This window comes from Mycobacterium sp. 852002-50816_SCH5313054-b, assembly GCF_001667185.1.
Taxonomy (GTDB): Bacteria; Actinomycetota; Actinomycetes; order Mycobacteriales; family Mycobacteriaceae; genus Mycobacterium.
In genome coordinates this window covers 76124-95826 of sequence record NZ_LZIC01000027.1, presented here as the reverse complement: position 1 = coordinate 95826, position 19703 = coordinate 76124, and the positions used below count along the sequence as shown (strand labels likewise).

At 69.1% G+C, this 19703-nt stretch carries 17 protein-coding genes and 2 pseudogenes; 2 read left to right on the top strand and 17 right to left on the bottom strand.

Annotated features, from left to right (window positions below; translation table 11 throughout):
- Nucleotides 1-7: 7 nt before the first annotated feature.
- The 5 genes from A5787_RS04375 to A5787_RS04355 all read right to left on the bottom strand — a co-directional run bounded on the left by A5787_RS04375 (nucleotide 8) and on the right by A5787_RS04355 (nucleotide 5507).
- A complete protein-coding gene (locus A5787_RS04375) occupies nucleotides 8-1297 on the bottom strand; it encodes a fatty acid desaturase (protein WP_066962159.1) in 1290 nt (429 codons plus the stop codon).
- Between the two features lie 83 nt (nucleotides 1298-1380).
- The gene (locus A5787_RS04370; RefSeq protein WP_066962156.1) at nucleotides 1381-2526 is read right to left on the bottom strand and encodes a ferredoxin reductase; all 1146 of its coding nucleotides are present in this window, start codon (nucleotides 2524-2526) and stop codon (nucleotides 1381-1383) included.
- Between the two features lie 112 nt (nucleotides 2527-2638).
- Nucleotides 2639-3178, bottom strand: coding sequence for a hypothetical protein (locus A5787_RS04365; RefSeq protein WP_066962153.1), 540 nt, complete (start codon nucleotides 3176-3178; stop codon nucleotides 2639-2641).
- Nucleotides 3178-4044, bottom strand: a complete 867-nt coding sequence (gene ppk2 / locus A5787_RS04360) for a polyphosphate kinase 2 (RefSeq protein ID WP_066962150.1) — start codon at nucleotides 4042-4044, stop codon at nucleotides 3178-3180. Before ppk2 ends, A5787_RS04365 begins: the two co-directional genes overlap by 1 nt.
- A 44-nt stretch (nucleotides 4045-4088) precedes the next feature.
- Nucleotides 4089-5507, bottom strand: a complete 1419-nt coding sequence (locus A5787_RS04355; protein ID WP_066962147.1) for a wax ester/triacylglycerol synthase family O-acyltransferase — start codon at nucleotides 5505-5507, stop codon at nucleotides 4089-4091.
- 222 nt (nucleotides 5508-5729) lie between these two features.
- On the opposite strand from A5787_RS04355, the gene A5787_RS04350 reads away from it, so the two are divergent.
- Nucleotides 5730-6224 carry an Rv3235 family protein gene (locus A5787_RS04350; RefSeq protein WP_066962144.1) on the top strand — a complete coding sequence of 165 codons (495 nt, stop codon included), beginning with the start codon at nucleotides 5730-5732 and terminating at the stop codon, nucleotides 6222-6224.
- Here A5787_RS04350 and A5787_RS04345 read toward each other — a convergent pair.
- Complete coding sequence (locus A5787_RS04345; protein WP_066962141.1) at nucleotides 6221-7360, bottom strand: cation:proton antiporter; 1140 nt, start codon at nucleotides 7358-7360, stop codon at nucleotides 6221-6223. The two genes, A5787_RS04350 and A5787_RS04345, sit on opposite strands and share 4 nt — an antisense overlap.
- Before the next feature lie 4 nt (nucleotides 7361-7364).
- A complete protein-coding gene (locus A5787_RS04340; RefSeq protein ID WP_066962138.1) occupies nucleotides 7365-7847 on the bottom strand; it encodes a cation:proton antiporter regulatory subunit in 483 nt (160 codons plus the stop codon).
- 41 nt (nucleotides 7848-7888) lie between these two features.
- Between A5787_RS04340 and A5787_RS04335 the strand changes: the two genes are divergently transcribed.
- Complete coding sequence (locus A5787_RS04335) at nucleotides 7889-8353, top strand: SRPBCC family protein (RefSeq protein WP_066962135.1); 465 nt, start codon at nucleotides 7889-7891, stop codon at nucleotides 8351-8353.
- Here the strand turns inward: A5787_RS04335 and mddA are convergent.
- From mddA to A5787_RS04285, 10 genes and pseudogenes are all read right to left on the bottom strand, one after another.
- Nucleotides 8350-9114: a methanethiol S-methyltransferase gene (gene mddA, locus A5787_RS04330; RefSeq protein WP_066962133.1), complete on the bottom strand. Its 765-nt coding sequence runs from the start codon at nucleotides 9112-9114 to the stop codon at nucleotides 8350-8352. The two genes, A5787_RS04335 and mddA, sit on opposite strands and share 4 nt — an antisense overlap.
- A gap of 69 nt (nucleotides 9115-9183) precedes the next feature.
- Nucleotides 9184-9438: pseudogene (locus tag A5787_RS27200) on the bottom strand (response regulator transcription factor); the annotation flags it as partial.
- Nucleotides 9436-10126 (bottom strand): annotated as a pseudogene (locus A5787_RS26410) (hypothetical protein); the annotation flags it as partial. The pseudogenes A5787_RS27200 and A5787_RS26410, both read right to left, overlap by 3 nt.
- A 53-nt stretch (nucleotides 10127-10179) precedes the next feature.
- Entirely contained in the window at nucleotides 10180-13020 is a 2841-nt protein-coding gene (gene secA / locus A5787_RS04315) for a preprotein translocase subunit SecA (protein ID WP_066962124.1), read from the bottom strand.
- A gap of 169 nt (nucleotides 13021-13189) precedes the next feature.
- Nucleotides 13190-13876, bottom strand: a complete 687-nt coding sequence (hpf, locus tag A5787_RS04310; protein ID WP_066962121.1) for a ribosome hibernation-promoting factor, HPF/YfiA family — start codon at nucleotides 13874-13876, stop codon at nucleotides 13190-13192.
- Between the two features lie 314 nt (nucleotides 13877-14190).
- Entirely contained in the window at nucleotides 14191-14823 is a 633-nt protein-coding gene (locus A5787_RS04305) for a ComF family protein (RefSeq protein ID WP_066962318.1), read from the bottom strand.
- 30 nt (nucleotides 14824-14853) lie between these two features.
- Entirely contained in the window at nucleotides 14854-16620 is a 1767-nt protein-coding gene (gene lpqB, locus A5787_RS04300) for an MtrAB system accessory lipoprotein LpqB (RefSeq protein WP_066962118.1), read from the bottom strand.
- A complete protein-coding gene (gene mtrB / locus A5787_RS04295; RefSeq protein ID WP_082977061.1) occupies nucleotides 16620-18293 on the bottom strand; it encodes an MtrAB system histidine kinase MtrB in 1674 nt (557 codons plus the stop codon). Before mtrB ends, lpqB begins: the two co-directional genes overlap by 1 nt.
- Complete coding sequence (gene mtrA / locus A5787_RS04290) at nucleotides 18290-18976, bottom strand: two-component system response regulator MtrA (protein ID WP_007168097.1); 687 nt, start codon at nucleotides 18974-18976, stop codon at nucleotides 18290-18292. The genes mtrB and mtrA overlap by 4 nt, the downstream gene beginning before the upstream one ends.
- Nucleotides 18977-19056: 80 nt before the next feature.
- Nucleotides 19057-19689, bottom strand: a complete 633-nt coding sequence (locus A5787_RS04285; RefSeq protein ID WP_066962112.1) for a dTMP kinase — start codon at nucleotides 19687-19689, stop codon at nucleotides 19057-19059.
- Nucleotides 19690-19703: the final 14 nt, after the last annotated feature.

The following is a 19703-nucleotide window of genomic DNA, read 5'->3' as shown; positions in this document are numbered from 1 at the left end:
CGGAACCTCAGGCGGCCAGGCCGTCGGAACGCCCCTGTACCCCTTGCTTTTTGGCGCGCTTGGCGCGGCGCCAGCCCCGCACGGTGGCGATGGCGGTCTTCAGCCCGCGCCGGCGGCCCGTCGCCGGATCGGTGCCCGCGAAGCCGGGCTCCAGCTCGGCGAACATCCGCTCGCTGCGGGTCTCCGGCGCGTTGTCGGCGTCGTCGCGCAGGTACTTGTTCGGCAGCGACAGCTTGGCGATCGTGCGCCACGTCTTGCCGTACTGCACCAGAAACGAGCCCGTGGTGTAGGGCAGGTCGTACTTGTCGCAGAGCGCGCGCACCCGCACCGAGATCTCGTGCAACCGGTTGCTCGGCAGGTCGGGGTACAGGTGGTGCTCGATCTGGTGGCACAGGTTGCCGCTCATGAATCGCAGCACCGGCCCGCCCTCGAAGTTGGCGCTGCCCAGCATCTGGCGCAGGTACCACTGGCCCTTGGTCTCGCCGATCATGTCGGTCTTGGTGAATTTCTCTGCGCCATCGGGGAAATGGCCGCAGAAGATGACGGCGTTGGCCCACACGTTGCGGATCACGTTGGCGACCGCATTGGCTTTCAGCGTGGACTTGTAGGTCGCGCCGGGCGACAGCGCGGTCAGCGCCGGGAACGCGACGTAGTCCTTGACGACCTGGCGGCCGGCCTTGGCCAGGAACTCCTCCGTCCGCTGCCGGGCCTCGTCGTTGTCCATCCGCTTCTTGACGATCTTGCCGAGTTCCACGTGCTGCAGGCCCACGCCCCACTCGAAGAGCAGCGCGAGCATGGTGTTGTAGAACAGGTTGAGGCTGTTGAAGCGCTTCCAGCGCTGGTCGCGGGTGACGCGCAGCAGGCCGTAGCCGACGTCGTCGTCCATCCCGAGAATGTTGGTGTACTTGTGGTGCACGAAGTTGTGCGTGTACCGCCAGTGCTTGGACGACCCGCTCATGTCCCACTCCCACGTCGAGGAGTGAATCTCGGGGTCGTTCATCCAGTCCCACTGGCCGTGCATGACGTTGTGGCCGATCTCCATGTTCTCGATGATCTTGGCCACGCCCAACGTGACGGTTCCCGCCCACCAGGCCGAGCGGCGCGAACCGGCGGCCAGCAGCAGCCGGGCGGCCACCTCCAGCGCGCGCTGCGCCGCGATGGTGCGGCGGATGTAGCGGGCGTCTTTCGCCCCGCGAGAGTCTTCGATGTCCTGGCGGATAGCGTCCAGCTCAACGCCCAGGCTTTCAATGTCGGCGTCCGTCAGATGGGCGAATACGTCGACGTCGGTGATCGCCATCGTCTTTCCTCCCTGCGGTCGTTTCCGGTTACTTACCTACGTTATCGTAACCTACGAATGCGTAGGTTACCTGTGAGTAGCCTTTAGATGTCGAGCGTGCAATCGCCCGACGCGGCCGACACGCAGGTCTGGATCCGCGTGCCCGGCTCGTGCTCGGCGCCGGTCCGCAGATCGCGGACGTGGCCGTCCACCAGGCTGACGACGCACGACTGGCAGATGCCCATCCGGCAGCCGAAAGGCATCTGCACACCAACGCCTTCCCCGGCGTCCATCAACGAGGTCGCCGCGTCCGCCGCCACCGCGCGCCCGCTGCGGGCGAACGTGACCGTCCCGCCGGCCCCGGCGGGTGCGGCCTTGGACACCGCGAACCGCTCCAGGTGCAGCCGATCGCCGACGCCCGCCGCCGACCACACCTTCTGGGCCTGGGCGAGCATGCCCTCCGGCCCGCACGCCCAGGTCTGACGGTCGCGCCAGTCCGGGACCTCGTGGTCCAGCGTAGCGAGATCGAGCCGACCCTGCCTGCGGGTCTCGCGCACCTGCAGGCGATAGCCCGGCTGATCGGCGGCCAGCGCGGCCAACTCGGCGCGGAACATCACGTCGGATTCGGTGGGCGCGGAATGCAGGTGCGTGATGTCGCCAATCTGGTTGCGCCGCACCAGCGTTCGCAGCATTGACATCACCGGTGTGATCCCCGACCCCGCGGTCAGGAACAGGATCGACGGCGGCGCCGGATCGGGCAGCACGAAGTTGCCCTGCGGCGCGGCCAGCCGCACGACGGTCCCCGGCTCGACGCCGGCCACCAGGTGGGTGGACAAAAACCCTTCGGGCATCGCCTTCACGGTGATCGTCACCGTGCGCGGCGAGCCCGAGGTTTCGGCCGGGCTCGACGTCAGCGAATACGACCGCCAGCGCCAGCGCCCGTCCACCAGCAGCCCGATCCCGATGTACTGGCCCGGCTGGTAGTCGAAGCTGAAGCCCCAGCCCGGTTTGATCACCAGGGTCGCGGAATCTTCGGTCTCCCGGCGCACCTCGACGATGCGGCCCCGCAACTCCCGCGCGGACCACAGCGGGTTGGCCAGGTGCAGGTAGTCGTCGGGCAGCAGCGGCGTGGTGATGCGCGCGGCCAATTTGCGCAGCGCGTGCCAGCCAGGATGCCGGTCGGCGCCGGCGACCGCCGGGCGCTTGGTGTCCGCGAGGTTGGCGGTGATCGGCGCGTATTGCTTGCTCATAGAAAACTCCTGCTCACGACGCTCCTCACAAAGGCTACGGTACCGTAACTTACGGTCCCGTATCCAGGCGTGCCGGCCGCGATTGCGTCACATCCGCCGCCGGTGCGGCGGGTCACAGCAGCTCAAGCAGGAATGGCAGCTCCTGGTTCGCGTACCAGGCGAGGTCGTGGTCTTGGGCATCGCCGACGACCAGTTCGGCGTCCTCATCGCCCAGGTCGGCGGCGTCGATTACCTCGATCGCCCGGGTGACGTCCGGCTCCGCGGCGGCATTGTCGACGTAGGCCGCCACCACCTGGTCGATCGTGACGGGGGCGGCCAGCCTGACGACGGCATCGTCGAGGTCGGGCCGGTACTTGGCCCCGGATTCGCCCACCTCGACCTCGGCGGCCAGCACCGCGCGCCGCGGCGGCAGACCGGCGTCGGCTTCAGACCCTTCAGGCGCGCGGTCCTCTTGGGACGCCAGCAGCCGCACCGACGCCAGCGCCGCCTCGCGCAGCGCCACGTCGGCAAGCTCGTCGTCGTCACCCTCCGCGTAGGCCTCGCGCAACGTCGGCGTGACCGCGAACGCGGTGCCGTTGACGGGCCACAGGGAGCCGTCGGCGACGAGCTGCCGCAACATCGCGAGGGTGGCCGGGATGTAGACCTGGATCATCACGTCCCGATCAAGGTGGCCGCGTAGTCGTCGACGTACTTCGACAGCTCACGCGGCGGGCGCTGGTAGGTCCCGCTCACCACCGGATGTTTGGGCAGTTTGACCTTGGGCCGGTCCACGTCGTGATACTCGATCGTGGACAGCACGTGGGCCATCATGTTCAGCCGCGCGTGCTTCTTGATGTCGGATTCCACGATGTACCAAGGGCTTACCGGGGTGTCGGTGTGCACCATCATTTCGTCCTTGGCGCGCGAATAGTCCTCGCGCCGGTACAGCGATTCCATGTCCATCGGGCTGAGTTTCCATTGCCGGACAGGGTCGTTCAGTCGCGCCCTGAACCGGCGCAGCTGCTCGGCCTCGGAGACGGAGAACCAATACTTGCGCAACAGGATCCCGTCGTCGATCAGCATCTGCTCGAAGAGCGGTGTCTGCCGCAGGAACAGCACGTACTCCTGAGCCGAACAGAATCCCATGACCCGTTCCACGCCGGCGCGGTTGTACCACGATCGATCGAAGAGCACGATCTCGCCCTTGGCGGGGAGGTGGGCGATGTAGCGCTGGTAGTACCACTGGCCGCTCTCCCGATCGCTCGGCGCGGGCAACGCCGCGATGCGGGCGACCCGCGGGTTGAGGTACTCGGTGATCCGCTTTATCGTCCCGCCCTTGCCCGCCCCGTCGCGGCCTTCGAAGATGACCACCAGACGCGCGCCGGCATCCCGTAGCCATTCCTGTAACTTCACGAATTCCGTTTGCAGCCTGAATAATTCGGCCTCGTAGACAGCGTTGGAAAGTTTATGCGCGTGGGGCGCAGGCGATTTATTCGAACTCGCCTTGCCCGACAGGCCGTCATTTGTCGCGGTGCTCATGATTACGAATCATAGATCCGGGCAGCGATTTTCACCCCGGGTAACTAGCGGGAAGCTTCCAGCAGTTCGTCGAGGGATTGCTTCAACAGGCCCGGCAGCAGATCGACATCGCTCATCGCATCGCGGTCGGCGTTGATTCCGAAATACAGCATGCCGTTATAGGACGTCACACTGATCGCCAAGGCCTGATTGTGCAGCAGCGGTGGCACCGCGTAGGTCTCCAGCAGTTTCGTGCCGGCGATGTACATCTGCGACTGGGCGCCCGGCGCATTGGTGATCAACAGGTTGAACGTGAGCTTGGAAAAGCTCGGAAAGTTGGTGGCGACCCGGATCCCCATGGCGTGCAGGGTGGGAGGCGCGAAACCCGAGAGGGTGACGATGGTCCGCGCGTCGACCAGGCTGGCGGAGGACGCGTTCGACTCGGTGGCGTGGGCGATCTGCGACAGCCGCACCACCGGATTCGCCTCCCCCACCGGCAGATCGACGAGGAAGGGCGTGACCTGGCTGATCGTTTGGCCGGGCCCGGTCGAGTCGAGATGGTCGTCGGCATAAACCGACAGCGGCGCCATCGCGCGGATCGTCCCCGTGGGTGACACCGCCATACCGCGGGACAGCAGCCAGTTGCCCAGTGCGCCGGCGATGACGGCGAGCACCACGTCGTTGATGTCACAGTCGTAGCGCGCGCGGACGGCACGGTAGTCCTCGAGACTGCCCCGAGCGACCGTGAACCGCCGATTCCGCGAAACGGTGGCGTTGAGCGGGCTGCTGGGTGGGTTGCCCCGCGCCACCGCGCGGGCAATGTCGACAACGCGGCGCCCCGCATCGAGCAGCTCGCCATAGTTCGTCACCAGGCCGGCCACCGCGGACCCGACGGCCTGCAGCGCCGTGCCCGGCCCCGCGAGCAAGTCACCGATCGCGCCCAGGACCAACCGGGTGTCGCCCGGATCGCGTTCCGGTATCCAGATGTCTTCGGGAAACGGCGGCGGCCGCCGCGTCCGGTCGGCGATGACGTGCCCGATTTCCACCGCGCTCATGCCGTTGATCAGGGCCTGGTGGGACTTGGTGTACAGGGCGACCCGGTTTTTCGCCAGGCCCTCGACCAGGTACATCTCCCACAACGGCCGAGACTTGTCCAACGGCCGCGCGGCCAGCCGCGCGACGAGCTCGTGCAGCTGCTCGTCGCTGCCCGGCGACGGCAGCGCCGAGCGCCGCACGTGGTAGGTGATGTCGAAGTCGTTGTCGTCGAGCCACACCGGTCGGGCCCCCGCGACGCCCACCTCCCGGACCTTCTGCCGGTAACGCGGTATCTGGGGCAGCCGCTTTTCCACGGTGGCCAACAGCGTCTCGTAGCTCAACCCGGCGCGCGGGCGCTGCAGGATGGAGAGCGATCCGACGTACATCGGGGTGGCCGTGTTCTCCAGCCGGTAGAAGGAGGCGTCCGCCGGGGACAACCGAGCCACCATTACGGCCCTGTCCTTCTTGTCAATTCGTCCTCGGTTCGCTGGGTGAACGGTCGTACCCGCCCACGGTAATAGTCCGGCCGGGCCGAAGCTCGGCGCGGGTACGCGTTGGCCCCATCGGCGCGGATACGCGCCGGCGCGACCTGTGCCATGATGACCACTGACCAAGCTGTCTGCCACTCTCCAGCAGGCGCTCGTGCGACCGTTCGCCTTGGAGAGTGCGCGTTGACCGTTTTCGCCGTAACCCCCGTCGTCGACTACGAGCCGCCACGACGGGACGTTCCCCAGTGCCGGCCGTCATCCCACGCGCCGCCGCGCCGCCGGCCGCCCGCGCCGCGCCGGGCGTGCACCGGCCCGACGGCGGGCGTCGCCCCCCTCGCGACCGTCCCGATGGGCCAGGCGGCCGCCTTCGCCGACGCCGCCCTGCGCCGGGTGCTCGAAGTCATCGATCGCCGCCGTCCCGCCGCCCAGTTGCGGCCGATGCTGGCGCCCGGGCTGATGGACTCCGTGCTCTCGATCGGCCGCGGGCGCGGCGGCGCCGCGATGCTGCGCCGGACACGGCTACAGCCCTCCGGGCGCCGCCGCCCGGAGACGGCGGCCGAGGTTTTCGGGACCTACAGCCGCGGGGACCGGACCCACGCCATCGCCTGCCGGGTGGAGCAGCTGCCCACCGGCGCCGGCGGCGCCCGGTGGCTCGTGGTGGCGCTGCACATCGGCTAGGCCGGGCGCGAACCTCCCGCATACCGGGCCAGCACCGGGCCCGCGATCGCCATGACGAAGACGTACGACGTCGCCAGCGCCGCCACCCCGGGAATCGAGGTGCCGACCAACCCGATGATGATCAACGAAAACTCGCCCCTGGCGATGAGCGCGGCGCCCGCGCGCAGTTGCCCGCGCCGCCCCACGCCGTCGCGGCGGGCGGCGACCATCCCGGTGGCCACCTTCGTCGCGGCGGTGACGGCGGCCAGGGCCAGCGCCGCCGGCAGCATCGGAAGCAGCTCGTGTGGGTCGACCGACAGGCCGATCGCCAGGAAGAAGATGGCGGCGAACAGGTCGCGCAGCGGGCCCAGCACCCGGCGCGCCCGGTCCGCCGTCGCGCCGGTCAGGGTCAGGCCCACCAGGAACGCGCCGACAGCGGCCGAGGCGTGCAGGACCTCCGCCACCGCCGCCACCATCAGGGTGATCCCCAGGACCCGCAGCAGCAGCTGCTCGGAATCGGGGTGTTCGACCAGCCGGCCGAAGTGGTGGCCCCACCGGTAGGACGCGGCGAACGCCACCAGCAGAGCGCCGACGGCGGCCGCCATGCCGGCGAGGGCGTGCACCCAGCCGCCGCCCGACGCCAGGACGGCGAACAGAGGCAGGTAGGCCGCCATCGCGAAGTCCTCGAGCACCAGCACCGACAGCACCGCCGGCGTTTCCCGGTTACCCAGCCGGCCCAGGTCCTGCACCAGGCGCGCGATGACGCCCGACGAGGAGATGTAGGTGACCCCGGCCAGGGCCAGGATGGCCACGCCGTCCAGCCCCAGCAGCCAGCCGGCCACCGCGCCGGGGGTGGCGTTGAGGACGAGGTCGACAGCGGCCGACGGCAGGTGGTGCCGCAGGCTCGCGGCGAATTCGGTCGCCGAGAATTCCAGCCCCAAGGTCAGCAGCAACAACACGATGCCGATGGGCGCCGCCGTCTGGATGAACTCGCCCGCCGCGGCGACCGGCAGCAGCCCGCCCTTGCCCAGCGAGAGGCCCGCCAGCAGGTACACCGGTATCGGTGACAACGCGAAACGCCTTGCGAAAGAGCCCAATACGGCCAGCGTGGCCAGGAGGGCTCCGAGTTGAAACAGCAGCGCCCCCGAAACCTGCATCGGCTCAGCCCTTATCGATGATCTGCTCGACACCGGCGATGCCGTCTGCGGTGCCGATCACGATCAGAACGTCTCGCGCGTGCAGCATCTCGGCCGGTCCGGGCGAGGCGAGCACTGCCTCGTTGCGCACGATCGCGACGATCGATGCGCCGGTGCGGGTGCGGGCGCGGGTGTCGCCGAGCGGGTGGTCCACGAAGGGGCTGCCGGCCACGATGTGGACCTGCCCCGTCTCCAGACCGGTCACCTCCCGGGAAAGCTCGGTGAACCGCTCGGCGATGCGCGGGGCGCCCAGGATCTGGGCCACGGCCTCGGCCTCGGCGTCGGTCAGGTGGAAGACCGGTCGGGCCTGGTCGGGATCCTCGGGCCCGTACAGGACGACGTCGAAGTCGCCGCCGCGGCGTGCGACGATCCCGATGCGCTCACCGTTGTGGCTGGTGAATTCGTAGCGGAGACCGACGCCCGGCAGCAGCACCTCCTTGACATCCATACCGTCCATCCTTACCAGCCGGGCGGCGCTAGTGTCATCGCATGGACGGAAGCACGGTCAGCGTCGAGCGGGTCATCAAGGCGCCACCCGAACGGGTCTTCGCGCTGCTGGCCGATGCCGCCAGGCACGCCAGCTTCGACGGTTCGGAGTCCGTCAATCACGCTTCGCAGCAGTCGGTTCCCCTCTCGATGGGTTCGACATTCGCGATGGCGATGAAGGGACGCAAGGAGACGCTGTTCATCCCGTACCGCACCACCAACACCGTCATCGAATACGAACCCGACCGCCGCATCGCGTGGCAGACCTTCGGGCTGGGCGGCCTGGTCGGCGGGCGCATCTGGCGCTATGAACTGCTTCCGGCCGAGGGCGGCACGCTGGTGCGCGAAACGTGGGACGTGTCGCGGGACAAGCAGAAGCGGATGATCACCAGCGGTTCGATGCCGAAGCTGACCGCAGCCGGCATGCGCGCCACGCTGGCGCGCATCGCCGACCTCCTCGAGAGTTAGTGCTGGCCCACCGCTTCCGCAGAGCGCCGGCGCGGGCGGTGTTTCAGGGGGACCAGCATGGGGACCTCGCGGCGGTACTCGCGATAGTCGTTGCCCAGCGCCGCGACGAGGCCGCGCTCTTCGATGTGCACGGCGAGCAGGATGTAGCCGGTCATGGCGATCGAGAAGAGCAGATGCCCGGCCGTCATGGTGGGTGCCGCCCAGAACGAGATGAGGAATCCCAGCATCAGCGGGTGGCGCACCAAGCGGTAGAACAGATGAGTGCGGAAATGGAGGTCGGTATAAGGCTTTTGGCGCCAAGCCAAATACACCTGCCGGAGCCCGAACAGATCGAAGTGGTTGATCATGAACGTTGCGCCCAGCGCGATCAACCAGCCCAGCCAGAACAATGCCCACAGCACCACGCGCGCCGCCGGCGGCCGCACGTCCCACACGACCGCCGGGATCGTCCGCCACTGCCAATAAAGCAGCAGCAGCACGGCGCTCGACAGCACCACGTAGGTGCTGCGCTCTATCGAGTGCGGCACGATCCGCGTCCACCACGCCTTGAACGCCGGCCGCGCCATGACGCTGTGCTGGACGCCAAACGCCCCAACCAGCAACACATTCACCAGCACCGCCAGGCCGATGGGTGACGGGAGCCCGTGATCGACGGTGCGCGGCACCCACAGGTTCGCCACGAACCCAACGAGATACAAAAAGGCAACGAGGAACAGCAGGTAGGCCGCCGCGCCATAAGCAACAGTCAAGTAACGCTTCATGACCCAAGTGTCGGGCGCCTCGGCAGTCGGGTATATAGGTCATCTGCCTCATCTTTGCGCGAGGGCGCCCTAGGTATTTTTGACTAGTCCGTTGCGCAGCGCAGACATGCTGGCGCCGATGCGGTTGGTCACGCCGATCTTCGCGTACGTCCGCTCGACATGGTTGCGGGCCGTCTTTTGGCTGATCACCAGGGTCGCCGCGATCTCCTTGTTGGACGCGCCGCGGGCCACCAGGCAGAGCACCTCGACCTCCCTGGGGGTGAGACCATCCGGTCGCCGGTTCGCCCGCGCGGCCGGCTGCCCGGCGGCCTGCAGCACCGTCTCGAAGCGGCTGCCGCCCACCACGAAATATCCACGTTGCGGGGCCCGAAATTCGGCGAGCCGCGCCTGCGCCGGCAGCGGCCCAACCGGGCCGAGGTCCTCGCCCCGCAGCCGTGCGCGCGAACCGGTCACCGGCCAGAACCGCCGTGGGGCGATCATGAATCGCTGGCCATTGGGCGACCCCGGATAGCCGGACCTGTCCGGCTCCCATCACGGGTCCGGCCGCCCGGCCGATGGCGCCGAGCATGAGGCGGTTGGTCCACGCCCGTGCCGGCAGCCGCGGCGCGATCGCGCTCATCAGCCGCGTGGCCGGGGTGGCACCGAGATCGAGCTGCCACCCGAGCAACCCGCCGATCTCGACCGACAACGACCACGGGGTGACCCACGCGACGTCGATGTCGCATTGGACGGCCTCGCCGGCCGCGGCCGAGCTGAAGTACCGCGCGCAACTGAGCGGGCCCGGCGTCGTCGCATAGAAAGTCCACACGCCGGCCGGGTCACGGTGCCACACCGACCGGTAGCCGGGCGCGAACGACGACGCCGGCATGCAGCGCAGGGCGAGATAGTGCCCACCGGCGAACGGCAGCCCCATCACACCGAAGCCGACAAATCTTTCGTCGTCTCCGGCGGGCAGCGCGGGGTTTTGCAGGACGGCCGAGGCGGCGTCCAAAGGGGTACGGATCTTGGTCATGCATGAATGCTGCGCGCCGAGTTCAGGTGCGCGCATGAGGCTAATGCCTCAAATCAGCGCCTCTTGACCGACTTCGGCGGCTTGGCGCCGCGGCCTTGCCGCCGGGCGGCCTCGCGACGCTCGCGGCGGCTGGCGCCACCGGCCACCCCAGCCGGGGTCTTCTGCGCGCCGCCGCCGTTGCGCTGCACCTGCGCCGAACCGTCCTCGGCCGGGCCGGAATAAGTGAGCGCGGGCGCGTCGTCGTCAATGCCCTTGGCGCGCAAGGTACTTGGCGCCTCCTCGCGCACCTCGGCGGGCGCTTCGGCTTCGCCGTCGGGCTGGGAGCCGGCGGCGGTCCCCAACTCCGCGAGCCCCTCCGGCGTCGCCTGCGGGGCGACCTGCGGGGTGGGCACCGCCTCCACGGTCACGTTGAACAAGAACCCGACCGACTCCTCCTTCATGCCGTCGAGCATCGCCATGAACATGTCGTAGCCCTCGCGCTGGTACTCGACCAGCGGGTCGCGCTGCGCCATCGCCCGCAGGCCGATGCCCTCCTTGAGGTAGTCCATCTCGTAGAGGTGCTCGCGCCACTTGCGGTCGATGACGTTGAGCAGCACGTTGCGCTCCAGCTGGCGCATCGCGCCCTCGCCCGCGATCTCCTCGAGCTCGGCTTCCCTTACGCCATAAGCGCGTTCGGCGTCCGCGAGCAACGCGTCGAGCAGCTCTTCGCGGGTGAGGTCGTCACGGTCGGAGTCGGCATCCGGGTGCGTCAGGCCTTCGTGGCTGATCCCCACCGGGTACAGCGTCCCCAGCGCCGACCACAGCGCCTCCAGGTCCCAGTCCTCGGCGTAGCCCTCGGCCGTCGCGCCGTCGACGTAGGCGGTGACCACGTCGCGGACCATGTCCAGGGCCTGCTCCTTGAGGTTCTCCCCCTCGAGGATGCGGCGGCGCTCGGCGTAGATCACCTTGCGCTGCTGGTTCATCACTTCGTCGTACTTGAGGACGTTCTTTCTGACCTCGAAGTTCTGCTGCTCGACCTGGGTCTGGGCGCTCTTGATGGCGCGGGTCACCATCTTGTTCTCGATCGGCACGTCGTCGGGCAGGTTCAGCCGGTTGAGCATCGCCTCCAGCGCGGCGCCGTTGAAGCGGCGCATCAGCTCGTCGCTCAGCGACAGATAAAAGCGCGACTCGCCCGGGTCGCCCTGCCGGCCGGAGCGGCCGCGCAGCTGGTTGTCGATGCGCCGCGACTCGTGGCGTTCGGTGCCCAGCACATACAGGCCGCCGGCCTCGATCACCTCGGCGGCCTCCTTGCCGGCCTCCTCCTTGACCAGGGCCAGCTCCTCGTGCCAGGCCGTCTCGTACTCGTCGGGCGTCTCCACCGGATCCAGGCCGCGTGCGCGCAGCCGCTGGTCGGTGAGGAAGTCGACGTTGCCGCCCAGCACGATGTCGGTGCCGCGGCCGGCCATGTTGGTGGCGACGGTGATGCCGCCGCGGCGGCCCGCCTCCGCGATGATGCCCGCCTCCTGCTCGTGGTACTTGGCGTTGAGCACGTTGTGCGGGATGCGGCGCTTCTGGAACTGCCGCGACAGGTACTCGGAGCGTTCCACGCTGGTGGTGCCGATCAGGACGGGCTGGCCCTTCTCGTAGCGCTCGGAGACGTCGTCGACCACCGCGATGTACTTGGCTTCCTCGGTCTTGTAGATGAGGTCGGAGCAGTCGGTGCGGACCATCGGCTTGTTGGTCGGGATGGACACCACCCCGAGCTTGTAGATCTCGTGCAGCTCGGCCGCCTCGGTCTGGGCGGTGCCGGTCATGCCGGCGAGCTTGTCGTAGAGCCGGAAGTAGTTCTGCAGCGTGATGGTGGCCAGCGTCTGGTTCTCGGCCTTGATCTCGACGTGCTCCTTGGCCTCGATGGCCTGGTGCATGCCCTCGTTGTAGCGGCGGCCGATCAGCACGCGGCCGGTGAACTCGTCGACGATGAGCACCTCGCCGTCGCGGACGATGTAGTCCTTGTCGCGGGTGAACAGCTCCTTGGCCTTCAGCGCGTTGTTGAGGTAGCTGACCAGCGGCGAGTTGGCGGCCTCGTACAGGTTGTCGATGCCGAGCTGGTCCTCGACGAACTCCACGCCCTTTTCGTGCACGCCGACGGTGCGCTTGCGCAGGTCGACCTCGTAATGGGTGTCCTTGTGCATCAGCGGCGCCAGCCGGGCGAACTCCAGGTACCAGTTGGACGCGCCGTCGGCGGGGCCGGAGATGATCAGCGGGGTGCGGGCCTCGTCGATGAGAATCGAGTCGACCTCGTCGACGATGGCGTAGGTGTGCCCGCGCTGCACCAGGTCGTCGAGCGAGTGCGCCATGTTGTCGCGCAGGTAGTCGAAGCCGAACTCGTTGTTGGTCCCGTAGGTGATGTCGGCGTTGTAGGCGACGCGCCGCTCGTCGGGCGTCATCTGCGCCAGGATGACGCCGACCTGCAGGCCCAGGAAGCGGTGCACCCGGCCCATCCACTCGCTGTCGCGCTTGGCCAGGTAGTCGTTGACGGTGACGATATGGACGCCCTTGCCGGCCAGGGCGTTGAGGTAGGCCGGCAGCACACAGGTCAGGGTCTTGCCCTCACCGGTCTTCATTTCGGCGACATTGCCCAGGTGCAGCGCGGCCGCGCCCATCACCTGCACGTCGAACGGGCGCTGGTCCAGCACCCGCCACGCGGCCTCGCGGGCCACGGCGAACGCCTCGGGCAGCAGGTCGTCGAGGGTCTCCCCGTCGTCCAGGCGCTTGCGGAACTCGTCGGTCTTGGCCCGCAGCTCCGCGTCGGTGAGCTTCTCGACGTCGTCGGACAACGTGTTGACGTAGTCGGCCACCCGCTTGAGGCGCTTGACCATGCGACCTTCGCCGAGGCGCAGCAACTTATCCAGCACGGTGTCGTCCCCTTATTGGGATATTCCCCTGTTGATAGGAGTCTTCTTCTTCGTAAACCGACCCCCATCGTAGGTGACTGGCCGGGGATGGCCGCCGCGGCGGCGATCGCAAGCCCGGCACTGCCGGGCGCGGCGGGTCGCCGCCTGAGGAATCGTCAGGCGAGCCTGATCAGGCCAGTCGAATCAAGCCATAGTCATAGGCGTGCCGGCGGTAGACGACGGACGGCCGTTCGCTCTCCTTGTCGTAGAACAAAAAGAAGTTGTGCCCGACCAGCTCCATCTCGTAAAGCGCCTCGTCGACGGTCATCGGCGTGGCCTGGTGCTCCTTGGTGCGCACCACCCGCCCGGGCTCGTGGTCGTCATGGGCTTGACCGGCGGCGCCGTCGTGTTTGTGCGGCTCCACGGGTTCGTTGTTGAAGGCCTTGGCCGGGGACGGCGCCATCGCGGTGGCCGCGGCCAGTGACACCGGCGTCTTGTCGCCGTAGTGGACCTTGCGGCGGTCCTTGACGCGGCGCAGCCGGTTCTCCAGCTTGGCCACCGCCGACTCGAAGGCGGCGTAGAAGCTGTCGGCGCAGGCCTCCGCGCGGCTGACCGGCCCGCGCCCGCGGGCGGTGATCTCCACGCGTTGACAGGACTTGCGCTGGCGGCGGTTGGGCGCGTGCTTGAGCTCGACGTCGAAAAGGTAGATGGACCGATCGAATCGTTCGAGGCGGGCGAGTTTTTGCGAGACGTAAATGCGGTAGTGATCGGGGATTTCGACGTTGCGGCCCTTGAACACGACTTCGGCGTTCAGCGTCTGTTCGGCCGGCTCGGCGGCGTCTGCCGGCGGTTGGTCGAGAATTTGACCGGAATCCACGGTAAGCCTTGACATACGTGTCAACTCGTTTCCTTTTCCACGTCGCACGCGGTGCGTGCCGGCTTGCTACGAAACGCGCCGACGGGGTGGGAGCGGTTTTGGCCGCAGGCTGCCCGCCGGTGCAAGGTGTCGAATACTCACCCCCTCCACGTATGGCGTTTCAACCTGGGGAATCGCGACGAGTGGGTCATAACCAGGAAGCCCAGGATGTTCCTGAAGGTTGTTCTCGACGTTAGCTCGTGTTCGCCTTGGGATGCCACTGATTTCGCATAGCTGTTGCGAGTTCTTCACATCCTCTTGGTGGCCGCACAGCCTCACGCGGCCGCGATCGCCAGCACCGCCGCCACACGCACGCCCGCCGCCCGCAGGGTCCGCACCGACTCGCGCGCCGTCGCCCCCGTGGTGACGATGTCGTCGACGACGACGACCTCGGTGCGAGGCGGCCGACCGCGCAGCACCACCCGGCCCGCGATGTTGCGCTCGCGCGCCGACGTGCCCAGGCCCACCGAGTCGCGGACCAGCGCCCGCAGTCGCAGGGTCTGCGCGACGGCGATGTCCGGGTGTCCGGCCACGGCGGCCCGGGCCAGCCGGGCGACCGGGTCACCGCCGCGCCGTCGCGCCGCCGAGCGCCGCGTCGGCGCCGGCACGAGCGTCAGCGGCGTCTCGACCATCCCCCATGCCAGCAGCCGGTGCACCCCGAGGGCCAGGGCCCCGGCCAGGGGTGCCACCAGGTCGGCGCGCCCGCGCTCCTTGCACGCGAGGATCGCTCGCCGCCTCGCCCCGGCGTAGCGGCCCAGCGCGAACACCGGCGCCAGCGGGTCGATCCGGGGAGTGATGACGTGCGGCTCGTCGGGCCTGACGGCGAGCTCGGCCGCGCACGCGTCGCACCAGCGGGTCGACGGCGCCCCGCAGCCGCCGCATTCCAGCGGCAGGATGAGGTCGAGCACGCCCGCCAGTGTGGCGGTGGGGCCCGACAATTAGCCCGGCAGCACCGGCGCCGCCCCGGGCAGCGACAGCCCGGAGACCTCCGACCAGCTCTGCTGGCTTTCGGGCGCCGACGCCGAATACTGCAGCACCCCCTGCGGGGCGGCGACGTACACCGCCGACGGGTTGGCCGCGACCGTCGTCACCGGGATCTGCAGGCCGCGGGTCGGCGCATCGGAGTTCACCCCGTCGAGGTTGACGTAGGACACCGGGTGGCTGGCGTCGGTGCGGGTCACCACGATGTCGTCGCCGGTGCGCCAGGACAGCGAGACCACCGAGTTGCCCAGCCCGAAGCCCAGCCGGCGCGGGTACGTCAGCGCGTACTGACCCGCCTGCGTCTGCTCCACGCCGGCGAGGATCACCTGGCCGTTGATCACCATCGCGGCACGCGTCGAATCGCGGGACAGCTGCAGGTCGGTGATCGGCCCGGGGAAGCTGGCCGCCACCAGCGCGGAATCCACCGGGATCCGCGCGGGCTGACCGGACGCGGGTTCCTGAATCGCGCGCAGCACGTTGTTGTTGTCCACCACCACCCACACGGCGTCGTCCAGCGACCAGCTGGGCCGGGTCAGGCTGTGCCCGTCGGCGGACTGGGCCGCCTCGCCACCCAGGTCGCCGATCCACAGCGACGCCGCCTGGTCCGGGGCCCCGCGGCGCAGCGTCACCACCGACGCCACCTGCCGCCCGCTGCGGGACAGCGCGGCGCCGGTCTGATCGCCCGTCCGCCCGAAGGCCCCCGCCACGGTGGTGGTGTGCTGCCCGTCCAGCCCGACCAGCGACCCGTTGACCAGGGCGTGCAAGCCCGCACCCGCGCCGTCGGCCACGCCCGGGTCGGTGGCCGCGACATCGGAGGTGGTCCACCCCTCGGCGAACCTGTCGTCCAGCGGCGCGCCGTCGGCGTTGATCACGTACGGGCCCCGGATGTCCGCCCGGGCCAGCGTCCAGATGATCTGTGCCGCAAGCAATGCCCTGCTGTGCGGGTCGGTGGTGGACAGTTTCTCGAGGTCGATGCGGGCACCGCCGTAGCCGAGCCCGATCCCGTTCTTGCCGCCGTCGGCCCGGGTCACCGGCCCGCGCAACCGCAGCGGCGGGGCGAGCAGGTTGCGCACGGTGTGGGCCATTTCGGGCCGCGGCCCGGCCAGCAGCTTGGACACCAGCTCGGTGGCCAACTGGTCGTGATCGGCCACCGCGACGTAGCGGGGATCGGGAACCACGGTCTTGCCGGTGGGGTCGGCGAAGTACAGCGTGTTGCGTTTGTAGGTCTCCTGGAACTGCTGCCAGTCCAGGAAGACCCCGTTGGGCAGGCGGTCGATCCGCCAGCCGCCGGACGTCTTGACCAGCTCGATCGGACCCGGGTCCGGCAGCACGCCCTCGGCGGTTTCGAACACGCCCACATCGGACAGCGAGCCCAGGATGTCCGCGCGCATGGTGGCCGAAACACGTTCCGCGCCACGGGTTTCCACGAACACCACGTGGTCGATCAACAGGGCGCTACCGGCGTCGTCCCACGCGTTGGACGCCGACTGGGTGAGGAATTGCCGCGCCGCCAGGTGCCGGTTCGCCGGATCCGCTGTGGCCTTGAGGAATTCGCGCAGCAACACGTCGGGATCCATGCCCGGGGTGGGCTTGGGCAGGTTCGACGGGGCCGGCCGTTCGACGGTGCCGATGGCCTGCGGAGCCGATGCGCTGGGCACCCCGGCGCACCCGCCGAGCAGCGCGGCCAACAACAGCGGCGCCAGCAGCCGGCGCGGCCCCCGCATCAGACGCTCCTCTCGGCGGGTTCGCGTTGACGGGCGTTGGCGTCGGGAGCGGACGGCTCCGCAGCGGGCTGCGGGATGGGTTTCAACGGCAGCGGGCTGGTGGTGACCTTGTGGCCGCGAATCAGGGGAAGCGTCAGCCGGAAGCAGGCCCCCTGCCCGGGCTCGCCCCACGCCTCCAGCCGGCCCTGGTGCAGGCGCGCGTCCTCGACGCTGATCGCCAGGCCCAGCCCAGTGCCGCCGGAGCGCCGCACCCGCGACGGGTCCGAGCGCCAGAACCGGCTGAACACCAGCTTCTCCTCGCCCGGGCGCAGCCCGACGCCGTAGTCGCGAACGGTCACCGCGACCGTGTCCTCGTCGGCGCCCATCCGGATGTCCACCGGTTTGTGCTCGGCGTGGTCGATGGCGTTGGCGATCAGATTGCGCAGGATGCGCTCGACCCGGCGCGGATCGACCTCGGCGATCACCCCTTCGCACGGCATGTCCACCTGCAGCTCGATGCCGGCCTCCTCGGCCAGGTGGCCGACGTTGCCCAGCGCGCTTTGCACGGTCGTGCGCAGGTCCACCGCCTCGACGGACAGCTCGGCCACACCGGCGTCGTGCCTGGAGATCTCCAGCAGATCGTTGAGCAGCGTCTCGAACCGGTCCAGCTCGTTGACCATCAGCTCGGTGGACCGGGCCAGCGTCGGGTCGAGGTCGGCGCTGTGGTCGTAGATCAGGTCGGCGGCCATCCGCACGGTGGTCAGCGGGGTGCGAAGCTCGTGGCTGACGTCGGAGGTGAACCGGCGCTGCAGGTTACCGAACTCCTCCAGCTGGGTGATCTGGCGGGACAGGCTCTCGGCCATGTCGTTGAACGACACCGCCAGCCGGGCCATGTCGTCCTCGCCGCGCACCGGCATCCGCTCCGACAGGTGGCCCTCGGCGAACCGCTCGGCGATCCGCGACGCCGAGCGGACCGGCACCACCACCTGGCGCGAGACCAGCAGCGCGATCCCGGCGAGCAGTACCAGCAGCACCGCGCCACCGGTGATCATCGTGCCGCGCACCAGCTGGATCGTGGCCTGCTCGTTCTTCAGCGGGAAGATCAGGTACAGCTCGACGTTGGCGACCTGCGAGGACGTCGGGGTCCCGACGATCAGCGCCGGCCCCGAGAAGCCGTCGGTGTGCACGGTGGCGTACTGGTAGGCCGCCTGCCCGGCCTTGATGAAGCCGCGCAACGAACCGGGCACCTGGTCGACCGGTCCGGCCGTGCTGGCGGCGCGCGGGCCGTCGCCCGGCACCATCAGCACCGCGTCGAAGGCGCCGGCCAGCCCGGCGCCCGAGGCGGTGTCGGTCTTCGAGGTCAGGGTGTTGCGGGCCAGCTGCAGGCTGCTGTCCAGCGAGCGCGTCTCCTCGCCGTTGACGATCCCGCCGACGGTGGTGCGCGCCCGCTCGATCTGCTCGATGGCGGCCCTGACCTTGACGTCCAGCACCCGGTTGGTGACCTGGCTGGTCAGCACGAAGCCGAGCGCGAGGATCACCGCCAGCGACAGCCCAAGCGTCAGCGCCACCACTCGCAGCTGTAGCGATCGGCGCCAGGCAACCCCCACCGCTCGACTCAACGCACCCATGCCGCGGGTCATGGGGCCAGAGCGCCCCCAACGGCTCCTCGTGCGTCGCGGCGAGCGCCAGATCACGGAGGTCCGGCCTTGTATCCCACTCCTCGAACGGTCAACACCACAGTCGGGTTCTCAGGGTCTTTCTCGACCTTGGCCCGCAGACGCTGAACGTGCACGTTCACCAGGCGGGTGTCCGCCGGGTGCCGATAGCCCCACACCTGTTCGAGCAGCACATCACGAGTAAACACCTGGCGCGGTTTGCGTGCCAGCGCGACCAACAGGTCGAACTCCAGTGGTGTGAGCGAGATCTGCTCGCCGTTGCGCGTGACCTTGTGCGCCGGCACGTCGATCTCGACATCGGCGATCGACAGCATCTCGGCGGGCTCGTCGTCGTTGCGGCGCAGCCGCGCGCGCACCCGGGCGACCAGCTCCTTGGGCTTGAACGGCTTCATGATGTAGTCGTCGGCGCCCGACTCCAGGCCGAGCACCACGTCCACGGTGTCGGTCTTGGCGGTGAGCATCACGATCGGGACGCCGGAGTCGGCGCGCAGCACCCGGCACACGTCGATGCCGTTCATGCCCGGCAGCATCAGGTCCAGCAGCACCAGATCGGGGCGCAACTCGCGCACGGCGGTCAGGGCCTGAGTCCCGTCGCCGATGACCGCGGTGTCGAAGCCCTCCCCACGCAGCACGATGGTGAGCATCTCGGCCAGCGAAGCGTCGTCGTCGACGACCAAAATCCTTTGCCTCATGGAGTCCATGGTGTCACCAGATCGGGACAAATTCGGCGCACCACACGGGCGTTTCGTGCCCGATACCGCCAAATCGTGACAATTCTGTGCTACTCGGCCGTCAAAGTCGCCGCCAGCGCGCCCGGATCGACGCCCGCGTCGACGACGAGCCACCGCCCGCCCCAGCCCGCGGCGGCCAGCTCGGCGTAGACCGAGCCGGTGCGCCGCTGCAGTTCGTCGTCGCGTTCGTAGCTGTCGCGCGCGCGGCCCGGCTCGTGCTCGGCGCGGTGCCGGGCCCGCTGCCCGGCGAGCTCGGCGGAGACCGCGAGCAGCACCTGCCAGTCGGGCGCCGGCAGCGCCAGCCGCTGGTATTCGAGCCGACGGACCCAGGCCACCGCCTCCCCCGCCGCGCCCTCGCGCAGCCGCGCCGCGCTGTAGGCCGCGTTGGAGGCCACGTAGCGATCCATGATCACCACGTCGTAGGTGCGGCGCAGACCCTCGATCTCGCCGATCGCCCCGGCGCGGTCGAGCGCGAAGAGCATCGCCATCGCATACACCGACGACGCGAGGTCGCCGTGCTCGCCGTGCAGCGCCTCGGCCGCGACGTCGGCGGTCACCGATCGCCCGTAGCGCGGGAAGGCCAGCGTGGCCACCGACAGCCCGGCGGACTCGAAGGCCTTCTGCAATCCGGCCGACAACGTCCGCTTGCCCGCGCCGTCAACGCCTTCGATCGCGATCAGCACGGCGCGAGCCTAGC